Annotated in this window: 16 protein-coding genes; 1 reads left to right on the top strand and 15 read right to left on the bottom strand. The window is 59.7% G+C overall.

The features are described from left to right. Positions 1 to 27: 27 nt before the first annotated feature. The 5 genes from BLU76_RS08710 to BLU76_RS08690 all read right to left on the bottom strand — a co-directional run bounded on the left by BLU76_RS08710 (position 28) and on the right by BLU76_RS08690 (position 6,583). Positions 28 to 1,443: a PIG-L deacetylase family protein gene (locus BLU76_RS08710; RefSeq protein WP_092222394.1), complete on the bottom strand. Its 1,416-nt coding sequence runs from the start codon at positions 1,441 to 1,443 to the stop codon at positions 28 to 30. Between the two features lie 16 nt (positions 1,444 to 1,459). Then, the gene (locus BLU76_RS08705) at positions 1,460 to 2,356 is read right to left on the bottom strand and encodes a GNAT family N-acetyltransferase (protein WP_092222551.1); all 897 of its coding nucleotides are present in this window, start codon (positions 2,354 to 2,356) and stop codon (positions 1,460 to 1,462) included. After that, positions 2,356 to 4,146, bottom strand: a complete 1,791-nt coding sequence (gene msbA, locus BLU76_RS08700; RefSeq protein WP_092222392.1) for a lipid A export permease/ATP-binding protein MsbA — start codon at positions 4,144 to 4,146, stop codon at positions 2,356 to 2,358. The genes BLU76_RS08705 and msbA overlap by 1 nt, the downstream gene beginning before the upstream one ends. A gap of 133 nt (positions 4,147 to 4,279) precedes the next feature. Further along, positions 4,280 to 5,464, bottom strand: a complete 1,185-nt coding sequence (locus tag BLU76_RS08695) for an O-antigen ligase family protein (protein WP_092222390.1) — start codon at positions 5,462 to 5,464, stop codon at positions 4,280 to 4,282. Between the two features lie 12 nt (positions 5,465 to 5,476). After that, positions 5,477 to 6,583, bottom strand: coding sequence for a capsular polysaccharide export protein, LipB/KpsS family (locus tag BLU76_RS08690; protein WP_092146679.1), 1,107 nt, complete (start codon positions 6,581 to 6,583; stop codon positions 5,477 to 5,479). 220 nt (positions 6,584 to 6,803) lie between these two features. Here BLU76_RS08690 and BLU76_RS08685 point away from each other — a divergent pair, with 220 nt between their 5' ends. After that, positions 6,804 to 7,436 (top strand): BUD32 family EKC/KEOPS complex subunit, encoded by a 633-nt coding sequence (locus BLU76_RS08685; RefSeq protein ID WP_092146681.1) that lies wholly within the window; start codon positions 6,804 to 6,806, stop codon positions 7,434 to 7,436. Positions 7,437 to 7,453: 17 nt separating this feature from the next. On the opposite strand, the gene BLU76_RS08680 is transcribed toward BLU76_RS08685, so the two are convergent. The 10 genes from BLU76_RS08680 to waaF form a co-directional block, all read right to left on the bottom strand. Continuing rightward, positions 7,454 to 8,740 (bottom strand): glycosyltransferase family protein, encoded by a 1,287-nt coding sequence (locus BLU76_RS08680; protein ID WP_063323221.1) that lies wholly within the window; start codon positions 8,738 to 8,740, stop codon positions 7,454 to 7,456. Beyond that, the gene (locus tag BLU76_RS08675) at positions 8,737 to 9,639 is read right to left on the bottom strand and encodes a glycosyltransferase family 2 protein (protein WP_092222388.1); all 903 of its coding nucleotides are present in this window, start codon (positions 9,637 to 9,639) and stop codon (positions 8,737 to 8,739) included. The genes BLU76_RS08680 and BLU76_RS08675 overlap by 4 nt, the downstream gene beginning before the upstream one ends. Then, positions 9,632 to 11,380, bottom strand: coding sequence for a carbamoyltransferase family protein (locus tag BLU76_RS08670; protein ID WP_092222386.1), 1,749 nt, complete (start codon positions 11,378 to 11,380; stop codon positions 9,632 to 9,634). The genes BLU76_RS08675 and BLU76_RS08670 overlap by 8 nt, the downstream gene beginning before the upstream one ends. A gap of 342 nt (positions 11,381 to 11,722) precedes the next feature. After that, positions 11,723 to 13,183, bottom strand: coding sequence for a lipopolysaccharide kinase InaA family protein (locus BLU76_RS08665; protein WP_092222384.1), 1,461 nt, complete (start codon positions 13,181 to 13,183; stop codon positions 11,723 to 11,725). After that, entirely contained in the window at positions 13,183 to 13,935 is a 753-nt protein-coding gene (locus tag BLU76_RS08660) for a lipopolysaccharide kinase InaA family protein (RefSeq protein ID WP_063323224.1), read from the bottom strand. Before BLU76_RS08660 ends, BLU76_RS08665 begins: the two co-directional genes overlap by 1 nt. Beyond that, positions 13,932 to 14,666 (bottom strand): lipopolysaccharide kinase InaA family protein, encoded by a 735-nt coding sequence (locus BLU76_RS08655; protein ID WP_092146689.1) that lies wholly within the window; start codon positions 14,664 to 14,666, stop codon positions 13,932 to 13,934. Before BLU76_RS08655 ends, BLU76_RS08660 begins: the two co-directional genes overlap by 4 nt. Further along, on the bottom strand, positions 14,666 to 15,472 hold the full coding sequence (gene rfaP, locus BLU76_RS08650) for a lipopolysaccharide core heptose(I) kinase RfaP (RefSeq protein WP_092146691.1): 807 nt from the start codon (positions 15,470 to 15,472) through the stop codon (positions 14,666 to 14,668). Before rfaP ends, BLU76_RS08655 begins: the two co-directional genes overlap by 1 nt. Continuing rightward, positions 15,469 to 16,593 carry a glycosyltransferase family 4 protein gene (locus BLU76_RS08645; RefSeq protein ID WP_092222382.1) on the bottom strand — a complete coding sequence of 375 codons (1,125 nt, stop codon included), beginning with the start codon at positions 16,591 to 16,593 and terminating at the stop codon, positions 15,469 to 15,471. Before BLU76_RS08645 ends, rfaP begins: the two co-directional genes overlap by 4 nt. Beyond that, positions 16,593 to 17,651, bottom strand: coding sequence for a lipopolysaccharide heptosyltransferase I (gene waaC, locus BLU76_RS08640; RefSeq protein ID WP_092222380.1), 1,059 nt, complete (start codon positions 17,649 to 17,651; stop codon positions 16,593 to 16,595). The genes BLU76_RS08645 and waaC overlap by 1 nt, the downstream gene beginning before the upstream one ends. 1 nt (position 17,652) lies before the next feature. Continuing rightward, positions 17,653 to 18,687: a lipopolysaccharide heptosyltransferase II gene (gene waaF / locus BLU76_RS08635; RefSeq protein WP_072340041.1), complete on the bottom strand. Its 1,035-nt coding sequence runs from the start codon at positions 18,685 to 18,687 to the stop codon at positions 17,653 to 17,655. Positions 18,688 to 18,857 lie beyond the last annotated feature (170 nt).

Genomic DNA, 18,857 nt, shown 5'->3' with positions numbered 1-18,857 from the left:
GGCTGAACACCGCATGTCGACGGCTCGCTAATCATCCTTTGGCGACACATCCAGTGGGCGCGTCCAGAAAAGCTCATGTCGACGAACCGCCTTGCGGAAAAACTCATCCTCCCCGGTACGAGGCCAGCGACGCCCGGCCAACAACCGCTGGATCATTCGCCGCAGCTGTCTTTTGAAGGGTGGACGCCCCTGCAGATCGTGCTGCATGCCTAAGGCCATCGCCTTGTCCATACGGGTTGGTGCATCCAGCAGCGGACTCCATAGGCCATCGGCCGGCAACGGCTCGATGGCTGGCGGCAAGGCGATACCATAGCCTGCCGGACCCATTGGCCAACGGTCGTTATCGTGCAGGTGGTTGGCATACAGCAGCAGGGTACGTGGGCGCCAGGTACTGAGTTCAATTGCCTCCATCAAGGCGCGAGTACCGGCAACATGGTCGCTGTGAGGATCCAGTTCGGGATGAGGTGTCACTACCGCGTCCGGTCGGTGATGCTCAAGCAGTCCTACCAGATCGGCCACCAGGTTGCGCCAACTGGGCTGGCCGTCAACGTCACCGGGCAGACTCAGGGCGTTGAACCGGCGCACGTCCCGAGTATCACTATCGCCCGACTCCAGAGAGCCGAAGCTTCGCTCCGGTTGTTGCGCCATTGCCCCTAACTGAAGGCAGTAGTAGCCCAATTGCACACACTGCTGCTGCCCCACCCCGCCCCACAGCGGTACCGCCAGGCTGTCCCAGCTACGCAGGCGGCCCTTCAGACGAGCGGCTTGAGCCATGTCCAGGCCCATATCGCGATAGTTATCGGCTTCGATTTCACCCTGGGTGAGCGTGACAATGGCCACATCGCTCGCCCGACTATAGAGACCAAAAGCCGCGAGTTCGGCATCATCGGCATGAGGAGCAATGATAAGCAAACGTTGCTGGCCAAAGTCCGGGTTGCTCAGGACATGAAGGGTCGCCTGTGACGCCAGACTGCAAAAACGGCCGTGCACTCTCAGGGCGCCGCTTGCCAGTAGCGAATCCTGTCCGGACAGATTGAGGAAACGTTCCCCCGCGGCACCACGCTCCAGATCCTGGCGATCGTCACCGATCCATACCTGAGGATCGAAAAAACGCCCCAACCAATGGCTTTTGACCCGCACTTGCAGAATCAGGGTCTGCCCCGCGCTGAACGCGCCCGCCACCTGCAAGAGGCCATCGTTCAAAATGGCAGAAAACTGCAGCGTGCCTGCAGGGAAGTCATAACGATAGTCGTCGTCCGGAGCATAGAACAGATGATCGCAAAACCAGGCCTCGTGGGCGACCCAGCCCAACAGCAGGAAAAGCGGCGACGCCCACCACGACACAAAAAAACCCAGTGCCGACGCCACCAGCAACATGCCAATCAGTATCAGGCGTTTGCGTTGACGATGGCGTTTGAGCAATTGCTGTTTGCGTCCGCTCATGGCTGTTTACCCTCGCTCAAACCTGATAGACCGGAACCCGGTGACACCAGCGATCCTTGTATTCGCGATCGGCACGGCCGAACGAATAACGCAGCGGCTTGCCCAGGGCGCGGGCCTGCTCCCAAGCGGTTTGGGTATTGACGAAACTGAGCACGCTGCCAGGACTGAACTCGCGACTCTGCGGGTCGACGCCGCCGTTGATGTATTCAAGGCTGGTCCACTTGGGTGCCTCGACCCGGTACAGGATCTGAATAGCCACCGGCTCGTCGTTCAGGTAAATCAAGGACCCGGTCATGAACTCACGCATCAGGCCGAACACGTCAGCCAGATGTTTTTTGCCCGGGGCTTCGAAGTTCCAGCGGCGTTGGAACAGGTCTGCATAGATGGCCGCCTGTTCGCTGGCGCTCAGCTCCAGCATAGGCCGGATACTGCCACCCGCATCCTCCAACAAACGCTGCTCGCGACGTTGGTTGTAACGAAACTTCTTACTGTATTCCTCGGGTTCACGGGCCAGCGCCAAACCTTCAGGCTGCTCAACAAGGCCAGTCATGTTCCGGGCATTGAGCTCGGACACATAGCGCATGCGATGTCGTACACGAATCCGAGCGTCTTCGGCAACCGGCAGGATGACCTCGGCATTGCCAAGATCGAGCATGCCACGCTTGCCTTCACGCTTGAGCACATCCTTGGATAAGGCCACATGACGTCCCCAGGTCGGGATCGCAGCACACAATTGCCCGTCAACGAACCACCCCAGGTAACGCACCGGAATACCTACAAGCCCGGCCAGGCGCTCGACCACATTGGGATGAGTTGCCACACTGCCACCAAACTGTTGCCAGGCCTGGGCGTAAGCCACAGCATCAATGGGGGTCCAACCACTTTCTCGCCAAGACCGCCAGTAACTCAAAATCAAACGAAGGACTCCTTCGCTGCCTCTTCGGCACCTTCGACGAAATCTTTCTCGTGCAACCGGGCATAGAAGCCATTGAGTGCCAGCAACTCGGCATGAGTACCGCGCTCGACGATGCGCCCCTTGTCCATCAACAGGATCAAGTCGGCCTTCTCGATAGTCGACAAGCGGTGAGCAATCACCAGCGTGGTGCGCCCTTTTATCACTTGATCCAAAGCTGCCTGGATGTGGCGCTCGGACTCGGTATCAAGGGCCGAGGTCGCCTCATCCAGAATCAACAACGGTGCGTTCTTGAGCAGCGCACGGGCTATCGCCAGACGCTGACGCTGCCCTCCGGAAAGCAGGACGCCGTTTTCGCCCACCAGCGTGTCGTACCCCTGAGGCATCTGTTCGATGAACTCGGCGGCGTAGGCATCTTCGGCCGCCTTGCGCACAGATTCGAACGGCGCATCGGCAAGGTCACCATAAGCGATGTTATTAGTGACGCTGTCGTTGAACAGAGTGACCTGCTGGGTCACGAGGGCGATGTGGCGCCGCAGGTTGGTAAGTTTGTATTGCTCGACGTCCACACCATCGAGCAGGATCTGGCCCTGGTCATGGTGATAGAAACGCGGGATCAGGTTGGCCAAGGTCGACTTTCCGCTGCCCGAACGCCCCACCAGAGCAATCATCTGACCTTCTTCGGCCGTAAAGGAAATGTCATCGAGCACGATCTTCTCGGTACCCGGATACTGAAAGCTCAGATTACGCACTTCCAGACGCCCGTTGACACGAGCCATCTCCTTGGTCCCCGTATCGACTTCCGGTTCCTCGTCGAGCTGCTCGAAAATGCTATCTGCTGCGGCCAACCCTTTCTGGATGGTGGCGCTGACTTCCGACAACTGACGGATGGGCTTGGGTAACAAACCGGCGGCGGTGATATAAGCAACCAATTCGCCGGCAGAAGCGTCGCCGCGAAGGTAAAGCACCAGGTACATCAACACGGCCATGCCGATGTAGATCACCAACTGCAACATCGGCGTATAGATCGACTGGGTCCGGGTCATACCCAGGCTGCGGTTCATGTTATCGGCACTGGCCTTGTGAAACCGTTCGATTTCGTAACTTTCACCGCCAAAGCTGCGAACCACACGGTAGCCCTGGATCGTCTCCGAGGCCACGTGGGTCACATCGCCCATCGCCACCTGGATTTTCTTGCTCTGTTTACGAAACTTCTTGCTCGCGCTACTCACCAGAATGGCAATAACCGGCAGAATCGCCAGCAATACCAGCGTCATCTTCCAGTTGCTGTACAGCAAATAACCGAACAGGAACACCACCGTCAGGCCCTCACGGATCACCACCTTGATCGCATCGGTGGCGGCACCGGTGACCATGGTCACGTTATAGGTAATACGGGATATCAGATGGCCGGAGTTATGGTTGTCAAAGTAACGGTTGGGCAGGGTCAAAAGGTTGTCGAAGAGGGCGCAACGCAGGTCGTGGACAACGCCACGGGCAACCTTGGCCAGGTAGTAATTACCCAGGAATGAGCCTATGCCTTGGTAGACGGCAATGAGCACGATCAACAACGGCACGCCGAGCACCAGCGAAACGCCCATGAACTGAGTGTCGTTGGGCTTCTGCAAGGCATCGAGAAAATGCTTGAGCATATCTGCCAGCATCGGCTGGCTGGATGCGAACAGCACGAAACCGATAATACTGATGGCGAAAGCACCCCAGTACGGGAGCACGTATTTCAGCAACCGCAGGTAAATCGTCATGCTCGACTGCTGGTCGGAATTGGCCATTCGGTGCGCCTCGGACGTTTGAAAAAAGAGACAAGATGTAGATTGTAACAGCGAACGAATTACAACACCGGCGCAGTCAGGACTGAACGACTGGGCAGCACAGCGATAGCAATTCGCTTTCGCGTCATAAGCATCAGGAAACAGAAACGCTCTGGGTGGAGCGTTCGGTTTCAGCGCTCCCCCGAGCGGCCAACACAATACTCAAAGCAATCGGCAGCCAAGTGATCAACCAATCGGCGTTCGGTTTGAGCCAGAGACCGATGCCATCGGTCAGCAACGACGCTCCGGAAAAAACCCAGAGTGCCAGCAACACTTGACCCAGCGGCTGGGCTCGCGAAATCCAGCCGCGCCAGCCAGCCGCCAGCCACAGCCAGCCGAACAACAGCAGGCCAGGCACCCCGAGACGCACTCCGGTATCCAGAAAGAGGTTATGGGGATGCTTGAAGGACCTCGCTATTTCAGGGACCGGAATCAGGTACTCATTGAATCCCAACCCCGTTACCCAGTGGTCCAGAATCAACTGAATACCACCTCGCCATAGCTCGGGACGGTAAGAGACGCCACGCTGCAATAGAATCTCGGGTTTGAATAGAGCAATGCACGCCACTCCCAACGCCCCCAGAAGGATCAGGCCGCTTCCCAGGCGTGACGGTCGCGCTACGGCCATAACGAAAAAACAGACGACCAAGCCGATCCAAACACCACGCGTTTGGCTGAAGCCCAGAAACAGCGCATATCCGATCGCTGGGATCAGCAGCAACGCCATCACAACAGGAGGGAAGCGCCTGGTTCGCAGTGTGAACGCGCCCATGATTGCCAAGGCGCCCACCGCGTGCGCCGCCATGATCGCGGTGTCCCATAAGCCGATGGCGATCACCCGGGAGTGCAAAGACCGCGCGGATAGACCATAAAAATACACCCAAGAAGCGGCAGCAAAAACACCACCGATAATCGATGCGTACAACAACATGGACTCTAGCCGCCATTGGCGGTTCTGTGCCGCCAGCAACACGCCTGCCAAGGTCAAGGCTACATAGAATGTCACCTTGACCTTGCCGAACACGTTATCGCCCCCCTCGACCGCCAATACCAGGAACGTCCAGGCAACGAACAAGAGGAAAAAAATGCACTCCGGCTGTTTGAGTAACAGGCGAAAATCCCGATGAACCAGCGCCAGCAAGGCGGGCAGCCAGAGCAGCACAATCAACATCTGGTGATAAAGTTTGTTGCTCGGCAGTACCCACGGGCCACATAACAAAATGAGGAGCCCGATGGATGCCCACACCGCCAGGACATCCTTGCTAATAAACCTTTTCATTTCTGACAGCACTTAACTTTTCCCCAGCATTCGATCGGCAACTCGTTGCAACTGAGCTTTATCTGCGTTCTTCCAGCCCCCCTTAATGCAATAGTGCTCGCTAAGGTAGTGCAGGAAGTTACGTCTTAATTGCTCGTCAAGCGGCCATCGCGGGAATGCACGCGCCAATTCCACCGCCTGCTCAGCGGTGTCGGCATGCATCACCAGCCCCTCTATGTTGAAAAACGCTTGGCCCAAGGTAAGCACGGGCCTGCCCAGGAGCAGGCTTTCCAGGCCAACCGTCGAATTGATCGTCATCACAAAAAGACTGGACTCAATCAATTGCTGGGTAGAGTTACCGTTGGCGAACAGCACACGATCACCGGTACGCTCATGCAGTTCTGGATACGTCTCTCGACTGGACGGATGCTCCTTGAACACCACTGTCAGCCCCGTCTCTTTAGCCAGTCGTTCGCCCAAGGCAAACATCTCGCGCATGTTGCTGATCCAGGGAGAAAACAGCCGAACCTGGCTATCTCGGTCATCTTGAAACGGAACAAAGACGAACTGCTGCGGCAGCGCAATGGGTGCCGGGCCAGTGGTACGAGGCGGACGGGGGATCAGCACTGGTGCGGCCTGGTTTTCAGGCACGAGGTAAGGATAGTTGAGGTAAAAATCGGCCTCACGCGGAACCGCATTCAGGTAATTCACGCCCTTGGGGTCCACCGTCGTGGTATCGGGCAACAGGCCATTCTCGAAAAAGAACGTCTTGCAACTCGACGGGGCCAGCGCCGTCAGCAATCGGCAATAGCGATGGGAACCATTCCAGAATACCAATGCATCAGGACGCTCACGATTGAGCAAAGCCTGGGCCCGCAGTGCCATCCCAAAAAGTTCAAGACGTAGCAGTAGGCGGTAAAGCCGACCATTGCTCTTGTTCTTGACGCGACGCTCCTCGCATTTCTCTTCGATCAAGCTCTCCCAGTCGATGCGAGAAAGGATCCTGGATATCTGGAGCGCCCCGAACCAAGGCATCTGTGAAGGGGTAACTACTTTGCCTTGTAGTTCTGTTTCGTTGAGCAACCGATTGAAATAAAGGCCTTGATGAGCGGCCAAGGAAATGAACAGCATTGTCGTCATGGAGTGTCCAGAAGATAGGCAGCACCTACACGCCAGCCGACGCATGGCGAATAGCAACATGGATCAGAACCAACACTCTGTGACAGAGTCCAGGCGACCCCATGGACAGCGCCGGGATCCTTTGAAATGTGGCGCGACTATACCACAGCTGTTTTTGCAGCATGCACACTGCGGTAACATAGCCTGCGGCTCATCCATCGGGCCAGTTTTTGGAGCACTGATGCAAACGCTCGACCATGCACTTTATCTCAGCCTGCGCGAAGGTGCCGAGGTTCTCGAAGCCGATGGTAAAGGGGATAAAGTCCTGCGCCTGACTGATGGCTCGATACTCAAGCTGTTTCGTCGCAAACGCCTGCTGACCTCCGCGCTCTGGGCTCCTTACGCCAAGCGCTTCGCCGATAACTGCCGAACGCTGCGCGAACGCGGCATCGAGTGCCCGGAAATTCTCCAAGTTTATCGCATCCCCAGCATCAAGTGCGATGCCGTCCATTACACTCCACTGCCTGGCTACACCCTGCGTCAACTGCTGAACGTGGATACTAATGAGGATCTTCAGGCGCGATTGGGAGAGTTCGTTGCACGGTTGCATCAGAACGGCATCTACTTTCGCTCCGCGCACCTGGGCAACGTCGTATTGACGCCGCAAAACACGTTGGGACTGATCGACATTGCTGATCTGCGCACCTACCGCAAGCCGCTTCGCAAAGGCCTGCGCCTGCGCAATTTCAAGCATATGTTGCGCTATCGGCAGGAGCGCGATTGGCTACTCAAGGACAACCAGTTCCTGGAGCACTACATGACCCACCAACACCTGTGCAATGAACTGGAAGTGAGGCTGGCGCTCAACGCTTAAGCCATCTACCCCCGAGGTCAACCGACTGCAGGCAGCCTGAAGGTCTCGAAGTCCCGCACAGGCTCTACGTCGTGCAACAGGTTATCGACTAGTTGAACGGTTTTCGCCAATCCCTGAGAACCGTACACCAAGTGATAATCGGCGAAATGGCGGGCTCGGGCCACATGCCCCTGGTAGTCGCACTCAAGCGCCTGCAACTGACGGGACAATTCAGGTTCATCACGAACTTGAGGTCCAAAAAAAAGCGAATGGGAAAAAATGTCCTGATCACTGCCCGCGTTCACATGGATCACCGGCCGGCCCGCCAACCCTGCCTCGATACCGGCATTGGACATGATATTGATCACAACGCTGGCCTGGGCCAGCGCCTGGGCTAGCGAGCACGTGATATCCAGCAGTTCTACGTTGGCCAATCGCTCGGCAGCAGCGCTCCAGAATTGCGCCTTGCTACGCGGGTGACGCTTGAACAGTACGCGATAGTGCGGATTGCGCTCGGCCCAATCGCACAATAACTGATAGGTGTTCTGGTAGCCCGAGTCTTTCTCCCGATCAGGACCAACCCCCAAAACCAACACCGTTCGGAGCGCCGGGTCGGCGACAGGCAGATCATAGGTTTCATCGACCAGGTAGGACCCGACCAGCACGACTGTCGACTCACCAAACCGCAAGGTTCGCTCTTGCAAGGCAACGAGCGAACTGCGCCCAAAGACGCCGTAGAAATCAAAGTCGTTCATCGCCAGCCGCCGAGAAGACTCCAGCGTCGCGGCGTGGGCCAGATGCAGCAGTCGAGCGCCACGCGCAGCCAATGCCAGGCGCAGAAATGGCGCATGGAGACTTCCGTTGCGCTCGTTGATCAACACCTTGGGCTGATAGGTCATCACTAACCACTGGGCATGGGCCGCGTATACCAGATATCGCAGCGGTACAGACTGCGCAGGTGCCACAAGCATTCGCTGCGCGCAAGCATCTGACGGCGAGCGTAAAGCGGCTTCCTTCAGATGGTGTCCGCGCTCGCGCAGGGCCTCGATCAAAATATTCTTGCGCTGCAATGCCATGGACTTGGGGGCCGAATGCAGCAACAGCACCTCACAGTGCATGGGGTCGACCGAACCACTCAAGCACGCTTTGGCGCGTATCCCGACAGCAACATCGACGAGCACATCACGAACCAGGCGCAGCAGGCTGCCAAAGCGACCATGACGCTCGCGTAGCAACTTCCAACGATAACGATCCAGCTCCCGTGCCTTTTGCGCCCAGCATCCATCAACCTGGAGCACTCCTTCGCCGGACAACGGCGCACTCATTTGAACAACAACCGAATGGCCTTGCGGGTATAGGGCCAACGCGTGAGAGAACGAATATCGGTGCGCACAGCTTGAACATAAAAAGCCCTGGCGTTGACATAGTCGCCAGCGGTGTAGCAATCACGGAACAACGACAGGCAGCGCTGAGCCATGAAAGCCTGGCGCAAGTCCTGCAGTTCAGGTAAGCGCGCAGGGGAAAACACCTCGTCAACCATCCCAATGCCCGCCGCCAGGCTTTGCTTGAGGTCGTGCCGCATACTGTCATCATGCTTATAGATCAACGCCAGCGGCTGATCGAGAACGCTGCACGGGAAACGCGCCAACACCTGGGCAAACACCGGGATATCTTCGACGTTACGCAAGTGCTCGGGGTAATTGCCCGGCACAAACACATCGCGATGCATCACGCAGGCACCGTTGGACAGCGTCACCGTCTTGTCCAGCAAGTAGCCACGCACACGTTCGCGCGGTGTGGCAGGCAAGGGTTTTACGCGATGCTGGACCCGACGGCCATCGGCAAACACCGACCAGTGCCCACCAATGATAAAACGGCTCTCGGGATGACTGGCGATATGTTGGGCCACCGCAGCCAGCGCGCCTGGAGCCATCTCATCATCGGCATCCAGGAAGATCATGTATGGCCCTCGTGCCTCCTCGATCCCGCGATTACGAACCGAAGATAGACCACCATTGGGTTTACGCAGAACTCGAAAGCAATTCGCATGTTCAGCCTGGAGCTGTTCCAGCACTTGTGGCGTCGCGTCAGTTGAACCGTCATCGATCACCAGCAGTTCAGCTGGAGCATCTCCCAACTGCGCCACAACAGAGTTCACCGCACGCGGCAATGTCTTGGCGTAGTTATAAGCAGGGATGACAACGCTGATCAACGTCTCAGTCATAAGCGTCCACGCCATCTTTGACCACCAGGATGTCTTCCATGATCAGGTACTGCAGATCGGAACCGAAGAACATGTTCAGCGCGTCGGTGGGCGAGCAGATCATCGGTTCGCCACGACGGTTGAGCGAAGTGTTCAGCGACACGCCGTTGCCGGTCAGGACTTCCAGGGCCTTCATCATGTCGTAGTAGCGCGGGTTGTATTCGCGCTTGAGCACCTGGGCCCGAGACGTGCCGTCTTCATGGACGACTTCCGGAACGCGGGTTTTCCATTCTTCGGCCACTTCGAAGGTGAACGTCATGAACGGCGCCGGGTGGTCGACCTTGATCATCTGCGGCGCAACGGTGTCGAGCATCGACGGGCAGAAAGGCCTCCAGCGCTCGCGGAACTTGATCTGCTCGTTGATGCGATCGGCCACGCCGCTGGCGCTTGGGCAACCGATGATCGAACGACCGCCCAAGGCCCGCGGGCCAAACTCCATGCGCCCCTGGAACCAGGCCACCGGGTTGCCGTCGACCATGATCTTGGCGATGCGCTCGGGGGTGTTGTCGATCTTGCGCCACGCAGGCTTGCTCGGATGACGGGCGCATGCAGCGATCACATCTTCGTTGCTGTAGGCCGGGCCGAGGTAGACGTGTTCCATCTTCTCTACGGGTACGCCACGGGCGTGGGACACATAAGCCGCAGCACCCACAGCAGTACCGGCGTCGCCGGAAGCCGGTTGCACGAACAGCTCCTTGACGTCGTCACGGGCGATGATTTTCTGGTTCAACTTGACGTTCAACGCGCAGCCACCCGCGAAGGCCAGCTTGCCGGTTTCCTTGAGCACGTCGCCCAGGTAGTGGTCGATCATCTGGAGCGCGAGCTTCTCGAACAGCGCTTGCATGCTCGCCGCGTAGTGAATGTACGGCTCGTCGGCGATGTCGCCTTCGCGTTTCGGGCCGAGCCATTCGATCAGCTTCGGCGAGAAGTAGAAGCCCTTGCCCTTCTCTTTATAGCGACGCAAGCCGATCACGTTGGCGTAGTCGGTGTTGATCACCAGCTCGCCGTTTTCAAAAGAAGCCAGGCGCGAGAAATCGTACTTGCTGGCATCGCCGTAGGGCGCCATGCCCATGACCTTGAACTCGCCGTCGAGCATTTCAAAGCCGAGGAATTCGGTGATCGCACCGTACAGGCCGCCCAGGGAGTCCGGATCGAAGAATTCCTTGATCTTGTGGATCTTGCCGTTTTCGCCGTAGCCAAAGAAGGTCGTGGCGTATTCGCCCTTGCCGTCGATGCCCAGGATCGCGGTTTTCTCCTGGAAGCCCGAGCAGTGATAGGCGCTGGAGGCGTGGGCCAGGTGATGCTCGACCGGCTCGATCTTGATTTTTTTCGGATCGAAGCCCAGTTGCTCCAGGCACCAGACGATCTTGCGGCGATAGCGCTTGTAGCGACGGTTGCCCATCAGGATCGCGTCGAGGGCCCGGTCCGGGGCGTACCAGTAGCGCTTGGCATAGTGCCAGCGCGCCTCGCCGAACAGGCTGATCGGGGCGAAGGGGATCGCCACTACATCGACGTCGGAAGGCTTGATACCGGCCTGCTCCAGGCAGAACTTCGCCGACTCGTAGGGCATGCGGTTCTTTGCATGTTTATCGCGTACGAAGCGCTCTTCCTCGGCCGCTGCGATCAGCTTGCCGTCAATGTACAACGCAGCGGAAGGATCATGGCTAAGGGCGCCGGACAGGCCAAGAATCGTCAATGCCACAGGGGTCTAGCCTCTTATGTCTGCATATGGGCGACAAGCGCCGCGAAAAATTGATGTGCCGCGCGCCCAGGGCACGGGGCAGCTAAAGGGCGGGATTATAGCTTAAAAGCGGCCTTAAGCCTCTAGCGACAAGCGGCGAGTGGCTTTATTGGGAGCCAAGCCCGGTCCTGTGGCGAGGGAGCTTGCTCCCGTTCGACTGCGCAGCAGTCGTAAACCTGCTAACGGTTTTACAGGTGCACCGTGTTGAATGGTTTTGGGGCTGCTGCGCAGCCCAGCGGGAGCAAGCTCCCTCGCCACAGGGTTCCCTGAGGGCCTTAAGTAAACAGGGCCTTCACCTGTGATTTACAGGGTAGAAGAGACGCTATTGGCCTCTCTAGGCAACCGCTGATCAATCACCCGATACAACCCACTGTCCTCAGGCCAATTACGCATGAACCGCGCGCGATCACGGGCGTAGGCCTGGGCGAAGCTGGCGTGGGTGCGGTGTTGGCACATCGAGTCGAGGTCGATCAACGCCCAGCGGTCTTGCTGCCAGAACAGGTTGTGGCCCTTGAAGTCGCCGTGACTGATGCGTTCGCGGATGAGGTCCGCGAACAAGCGATCCAGCGCCAGCAATTCCGTCTCGGGGGCGTCACCGTTTTCCACGTAGGGAGCAAAACGCTCGATGATGTCGGACCCGGACAGGTATTCGGTCACCAGGTACGCACCGCGACGCAGCCACAGGAAACGCTTTTCCAGCAGAGCCAGGGGCTTGGGCGTGGCGATGCCGAGAAAGGCCAGGCGATGGCCTTCGCGCCAGGAATGCCAGGCGCGACTCGGGCGCCAGAAGCGCTTGAGCCAATGGGCGAAGTTCTTGATGTTGTAGCGCTTGATCACCAAGGTGCGACCGTTCACCTCGACTTTGCCGACACTGGCCGCGCCGCCGGTCTTGAATAGGTGTCCCTGGTCGAGCAATGCATCGGCCTGCTCTAGCACCGGTGTCATGGCCGCTTCTTCATCACGGCGGATCGCCCGCAGGCCAAACGCCCCGCGTTGCACGCTGAACAGGCTGCACTCGCGCCCGACTTTCGCGAGGAAATCCTTCAGGCGCCAGGCTTGCACCTTGTCGATCTGTTTTTGCAGCGCTTCCATGGGCAGCGCGTGTTCGGCGTTGCCTAGCAGGTAATGCACCAACAGCTCTTCATTGAACGGCTGGAGGGCTTTGGGAAGCTGAGCGAAAAACACTCCCAGGTTCTCCAGGACTTTCTGCCGCGACAGCGGTTGACCTGGGGTTTCAGCACGGATGCCGGCGCCGTCGATCAAGTAGAGCTTGCCGTCGTGACGCAGCAGATTGTCCAGGTGCAAGTCTTCCTGCCATAGGCCTTTGCTGTGCAATTGCGCGATAGCGCCCAGGGCTTCGGCCAATACCGCCGTTTGCTCGTCAGCCAGCAATGGCAGGTGCTCGACCTGTTTCCAGGCATCCCCCAGGCTCTCGGCGCCTTCGAGCAATTGGAACAACAACCAGCCGCCTTCACCCTCTTTCAGGCCATCGGCGAGCAACAGCGGCGTCGTCAACCCTTGCTCCGCCAGCAGGCGCACGCCTTGCAGTTCCCGTTGAAAATGCCGGGCGGCCTTGCTGCCCACCAACAACTTGGCCAGCACCGGCCGGCCGCGCCAGACGCCCGCGCCAACGTAACGCTGCCCCGGCAACACACGCAACAGCGAAAGCAGCTGCAACTTCGCCGGACCGGCGGCATCGGCCAGCTCCAGGCTCAGGGGCAGGCTGGGACTGCGGCCGGCGTTCTTCAGTTCGGACAAGTGCATCAACGGGCTTCCTTGTGGCTGCGCCGGATGGTCAGGCGGGTCATCCAGCTATCGACCAGCGCTCCGTCGAGCGGCTGGTCCAGATAAACAGACAGCAATTGGCGCACCTCGTCGTGACTCCAGATCGAGGCGCGACGCAGCAACGGCTCCAGGTCCTTGATCCGATCTCGCAGGCCGAACAGCAGTGGCCGGGTCTTTTCCAGATCAATCAATTGCGCCTGGTAACCGCTATCGCTGGCTTGCAGAAAGATGTGTTTTGGATAGAAACAACCGTGCACCTGATGCATGCCGTGCAGACGCCGCGCCAACTGGCCGCAGGCTTTCAAAATGGTGGTGCGTTGCGCCGCCGTCAGGGTCGACCAGCGCCGCAGCAGTGAATCCAGGTCATCCCAGCCGTCCAGGGCTCGGGTCAGCAAGACCGCTCGCACCTCGCCATTCACCTTGCGCTGACCATAGAACACCGCTTGCAGGGCCGGAATCCCCAACTGGCGATATCGGCTGATGTTGCGAAACTCCCGGGAAAAACTCGGCTCGCCAAACGGGTGGGACAAGGTCCGGGTCAGGTAATTGCTCTGGCGCTTGAGGTAATAGCCCTGCCCCTCCAGGTCCAGCCGGAACACACTGCTCCAGCCGTCACCCAAGGTGTTGGGAACGTCCACCGCGTCCAGTTGCCGCGCCCACAAGGCCTCGAAGCTGTCCAGGCCATGACGTTGCAACAACGCCCGGTCTTCAGCGGCCAGAAAATCAGTCATTCACGCCCCTCGAAAAATCTCACCACGTGACGGATGCGTTTCTTGTCGCACGCATTGAGCCGGTCGCGCTGGCGGTATTGCAGGTAGAACCGCAGGCGCTGCGTGGCCGACAAGTGATACTTGGCCACTTTGTCCAGGCACGCCAAATCCTTGGTGATGCGGTACTTGAGCCAGAAGCCGCGCCAGAAGTCGCCGTTCGGGCAGTCGATCAAGAACAGCTTCGCCTGGTCATCGACCAGCAGGTTGCGCCATTTCAGATCATTATGGGTGAAGCGCTGCTCGTGCATGGTCCGTGTGTAACCGGCCAGTTGCCGGCTCACGCCTTCAACCCAGGCGCGGTCGGCCAGCCTCGGATCGCAACGCTCGGCCAGCGCCGAGAGGTCTTCTGTATGCGGCAGTTCGCGGGTGATCATCGCGCCACGGGCATAGGCCGCGCCGTTTCGCTCCAGGCCCCAGGCGACGATTTCGGCGGTAGGGATGCCCCACTTGGCGAAGCGCTTGAGGTTCTGCCATTCGGACTTGACCCGCGGCCTGCCCAGGTAACGGCGCAAGCCCTTGCCCGCCCCGACGTAGCGCTTGACGTAGTAATTCACACCGTTGCGCTGCACCCGGATCACCTCTGACAACGGATCACGGGTCAAACGCTCCCCTTGCAACGCGAAGACCGCCTCGAGGCTGCCGAAATCCTGCGCCAGGTCGGCGTAGGCCGGCTCCAGTGTCCAACCTGACATCAGAGCGCGTCCCCGTATCGCTGCTTGCGGGCATACAGCTTGTTGGCCTTGCCTTCGAGCCAGGCCAGCAGCGACGCCTCTTCCGCGAGGATCCGGCGCAACGGCTGCTGGAAATAGCCCTTGAGAAAACGCAATTTGTCCCGCCGGGTCAGGCCAATGTCCAGCGCCGAGAAATACAGCGCCGCCAGGTCCTTGTTGCGCCAGCGAGCGGTAATGGCTGGACGGGTCTGGGCACGGTGCAGGTCGATCACCGAAAGCTTGAAGTCGGCAGGCGTCACCGGCTTGTCGGTGTGCAGCAGGAAGTGGCAGATGTAGCAGTCGCGATGGTTGACCCCGGCGCGGTGCATCATGCCGGTCATGCGCGCCACTTCGGCGATCAGGGCACGCTTGAGTGCCGGTGGCGGCGGCTGCTTGACCCAGTCGATGCTGAAGTCTTCGAGGCTGACGGTCGGCGCCAGCTCTTCGGTGACGATGAACGAGTGCTGGTCCGCCGGATTGCTGCCCTTCTCGCCGTAGGCGACAGCGGTCATGGTCGGCACGCCAGCCTCCTGCAAACGCTGGATAGCCTTCCACTCCTGCCCTGCCCCGAGGACCGGCAGCTTGGCGGTGAACAAGTTCTTGAAGATCTCGCCCCAACCGATGCCACGGTGGATCTTCACGAAAAAGCCGCGACCGTCCACCTCCGTGCGCAAGGTGCGCCGGGCTTCCAGTTCACGATAGACCTCGCCCTTGAGCGCTTCGACTTCGGTGAACGCATCGCGCCCGGCCCAAAGGCTCTTGAACGGTTCGGCCAGCATCAACTTCATTGTGTGTGCTCCGCCAAAATCACATCGGCCGCGTGCTGCGGCATGCTGTAGAGGTCGGCCGTCTCGGCGAAGGCCAGACCGTTGCGGCTCCAGGCCGTCCTGGCATCGGCATCGTTCAACATGCGGCCCAGATACTCGGTGAGCTGGGCTTGTTCGAACGGCTCGTCCAGCACCAGGCCACTGTCGGCCTCGGCGATGTAATGGGCGTACCCACACACCGCGCTGACCAGCACCGGCAATCCGGCCACCAGCGCTTCGAGCAGTACGGTGCCGGTGTTCTCGTTGTACGCTGGATGGATCAACAGGTCGGCACCCAGCAGGAAACGCGGGATGTCGCTGCGCCCCTTGAGGAACCGCACATTATCACCGAGCCCCAGTGCGGCGCTCTGCAGTTGGAATACCTTGGGGTCGTCCTGGCCGATTACAAACAACCGGGTGCGTTTTCTCAATTCGGCGGGCAGCGCGGCCAGGGCCTTGAGGCTGCGATCCACGCCCTTGGTCTTGAACCCGGAACCGATCTGCACCAGCAGCAGGTCGTCATCGGCCAGTTCGAATTCGGCCCGGAACGCCGCGCGGATCTCGTCGGCGTCGGCGGGCCGACGCCGGTCCTGGGCGATGCCCGGCGGCAGCAGGTGAAAGCGCTCAAGCGGTGTGCCGTAGTGCTTGATGAACAGTGGCTGCTGGACTTCGGAAATCATCAGCACGTCGGTCTTGGCATCCTTGGCGAACACCGCCCGCTCGTACTCGGCGAAATGCCGGTAGCGGCCCCAGCGCCGGTACAGCGAATTGCGCAGGTTCTGCGCTTTGTCTTCGAAGCAGCCGTCGGCAGCGTAGTACACGTCCAGGCCGGGCATTTTGTTGAAACCGATCAAACGGTCCACCGGGCGCTTGGCCAGGTCGGCCTCCATCCACGCACTGAGCTTCTCGTTACGGCGATGGTTGAACAGCGCCTTGACCGGCGCGACCAGCACCTCGAAGCCGGGCGGCACGTCACCTTCCCAAATCAGCGTGTAGACGCGGATCTGGTGACCGCGTCGCTGGCACTCCAGGGCGATGCGCATGAAGTCACGCTGCAGGCCACCGAAGGGGAAGTACTTATAAAGGACAAAAGCCAATTGCATCAGCGCGACTCCTCAGCCAATAACGTGCTCAGGTGGCTGGCAACACGCTCGGGGTTCAGACGCGTGAAGCACAGGGGCTGCTCGCGTTTCAGGTCAAACCGCCGGGCATCTTCGGCGGTGGGTGGGTAAGTGCACTGCTTTTGCATGCAAGGCGCACAGGGGAAATCGCTGGCGAGATGGATCTGGCCCTTGCCGTAGGCGCCGGTCAGCACCGGATTGGTCGGGCCAAGCAACGAAATGGTCGGTACGTCCAGGGCCGCAGCCAGATGACCGAGACCGGTGTCCACAGCCACACAGGCCTGGGCACCGGCAAGCACCTTGCCCATGCCGCCGAGGTTCAGCTTCGGCAGCACCAGGGCGTTGCGCAACCCGTTGGCGATGCGTTCGGCCCGGGCCTTTTCGGCGGGGTTGCCCCACGGCAGTTTTACCACCACGCCGAACTGCCCCATGCGCTCGGTGAGCTGCCGCCAGTAAAGTTCGGGCCAATGCTTGGACTCCCAGGTCGTGCCGTGCAGGAACACCACGTAGGGATAGGGGCGTGGCAATTCCACCAATCGGTCGACGTTGAGGCCATAGTTACCCAGCGTCTGCGGCAAGTCATACCCCAGCGCCAGGGCAAACAGCTGCCGTACGCGCTCGACCGCATGCTGACCACGGGCCACCGCCAGGCGCCGGGAATAAAAGCGCGCCGCCAGGGGTTCACGCGCCGAATTTTTATCCAGACCGGCCACCGGAGCCTTGACGTAGCGAGTCAGCCAGGCGCTTTTCAGCAGGCCTTGGGCGTCGATGACCAGGTCGTACTTTTCGGCCCGCACGCTCTGCTTGAAGCGTCGCCATTCGCCACTCTTGATGGTGTGCCAGAGGTTCTTGCGCCAGCGACGGATCGCTACCGGAACGACTTTGCCCACGGCCGGGTGCCAGGTGGGGATTTCGGCAAAGCCTTCTTCCACCACCCAATCGAACTTGATGCCAGGAATCGCCCGCGCCGCGTCGGTCAGCGCCGGCAGGGTGTGGACCACATCCCCCAGCGAAGAGGTCTTGATCAGCAATACCCGCAAGTTACCGAACCTCCACGGGTGTGCCCTGCAAACGCTCCAGGGCCTCGTTCACCGACGATGGCATGAGCTGGCGCAGGCAATTGTAATGACCGAAGCGACAGGTGCGGTCGAAGCACGGACTGCACTCGATACCCAGCCGCACGACTTCGACCTGGTCGGCCAACGGTGGCGTAAAGCCCGGCGAGGTGGAACCGTAGACCGCCACCAATGGGCGATTCAGGGCCGCGGCCACGTGCATCAGGCCGGAGTCGTTGGAGACCACCGAATCGGCGCAGGACAACAGGTCGATGGCCTCGGCCAGGGACGTGTCGCCGCTGAGGTTTACCGACTCTTCCCGAAGGCCCGGGATCAGCCGTGAGCGGATGTCCTCGCCCACCGGATGATCTTTTTTCGAGCCGAACAGCCAGACCTGCCAGCCTTCGCGAATCTTCGCCTCGGCAACCTGGGCGTAATGCTCGGCCGGCCAGCGCTTGGACTCACCGAACTCGGCCCCCGGACACAGGGCCAATACCGGTCGGTCCAGGCTCAGGCCGAACTTGGCCAGCGCCGCTTCGCGGGTGAGCGGGTCGATCTGCAGGCTCGGTCGTGGATACGGCTTGGGCAACTCGGTCCCAGGCTCGTAGGCCAAGGCCATGAAGCGCTCGATCATCAGCGGGTAGCGCTCTTTGTCCAGGGTGCGCACGTCGTTGAGCAGGCCGTAGCGAAACTCGCCACGCCAGCCGGTGCGCTTGGGGATGCCCGCGAAAAACGGCACCAGTGCCGATTTCAACGAATTGGGCAACACAATCGCCTGGTCGTACTGACCGGCCAGGGATTTGCCAATGCGCCGACGGGTCGCCAGCTCCAGCACGCCGTGGCCGAGCGGGAAGCTCAAGGCCTTGCGTACCTCGGGCATACGCTCAAGGATCGGCCGGCTCCACTCGGGGGCCAGGACGTCGATTTCGCACTGCGGATGACGCTGTTTCAGGCACTGGAACAGTGTCTGCGCCATCACCATGTCACCGACCCAGCTGGGCCCAACGATCAGAATATTCATGTAGTTTCCAAAAACGCTACGGGGAGGCCTCGCCTCCCCGCCTCGAGAATCACTGTGGCTCAGGTCGCGAAAACACCGGCAATCTACTGTGGGAGCAGGCTTGCTCGCGAAGAGGCCGGCACATTCAACATCCCAGTTGACTGACACTCCGCTTTCGCGAGCAAGCCCGC

This window comes from Pseudomonas sp. NFACC08-1 (assembly GCF_900106735.1).
Classification (GTDB): Bacteria; Pseudomonadota; Gammaproteobacteria; order Pseudomonadales; family Pseudomonadaceae; genus Aquipseudomonas; species Aquipseudomonas fluorescens_Q.
This window is presented reverse-complemented; position numbering and strand designations above follow the sequence as displayed.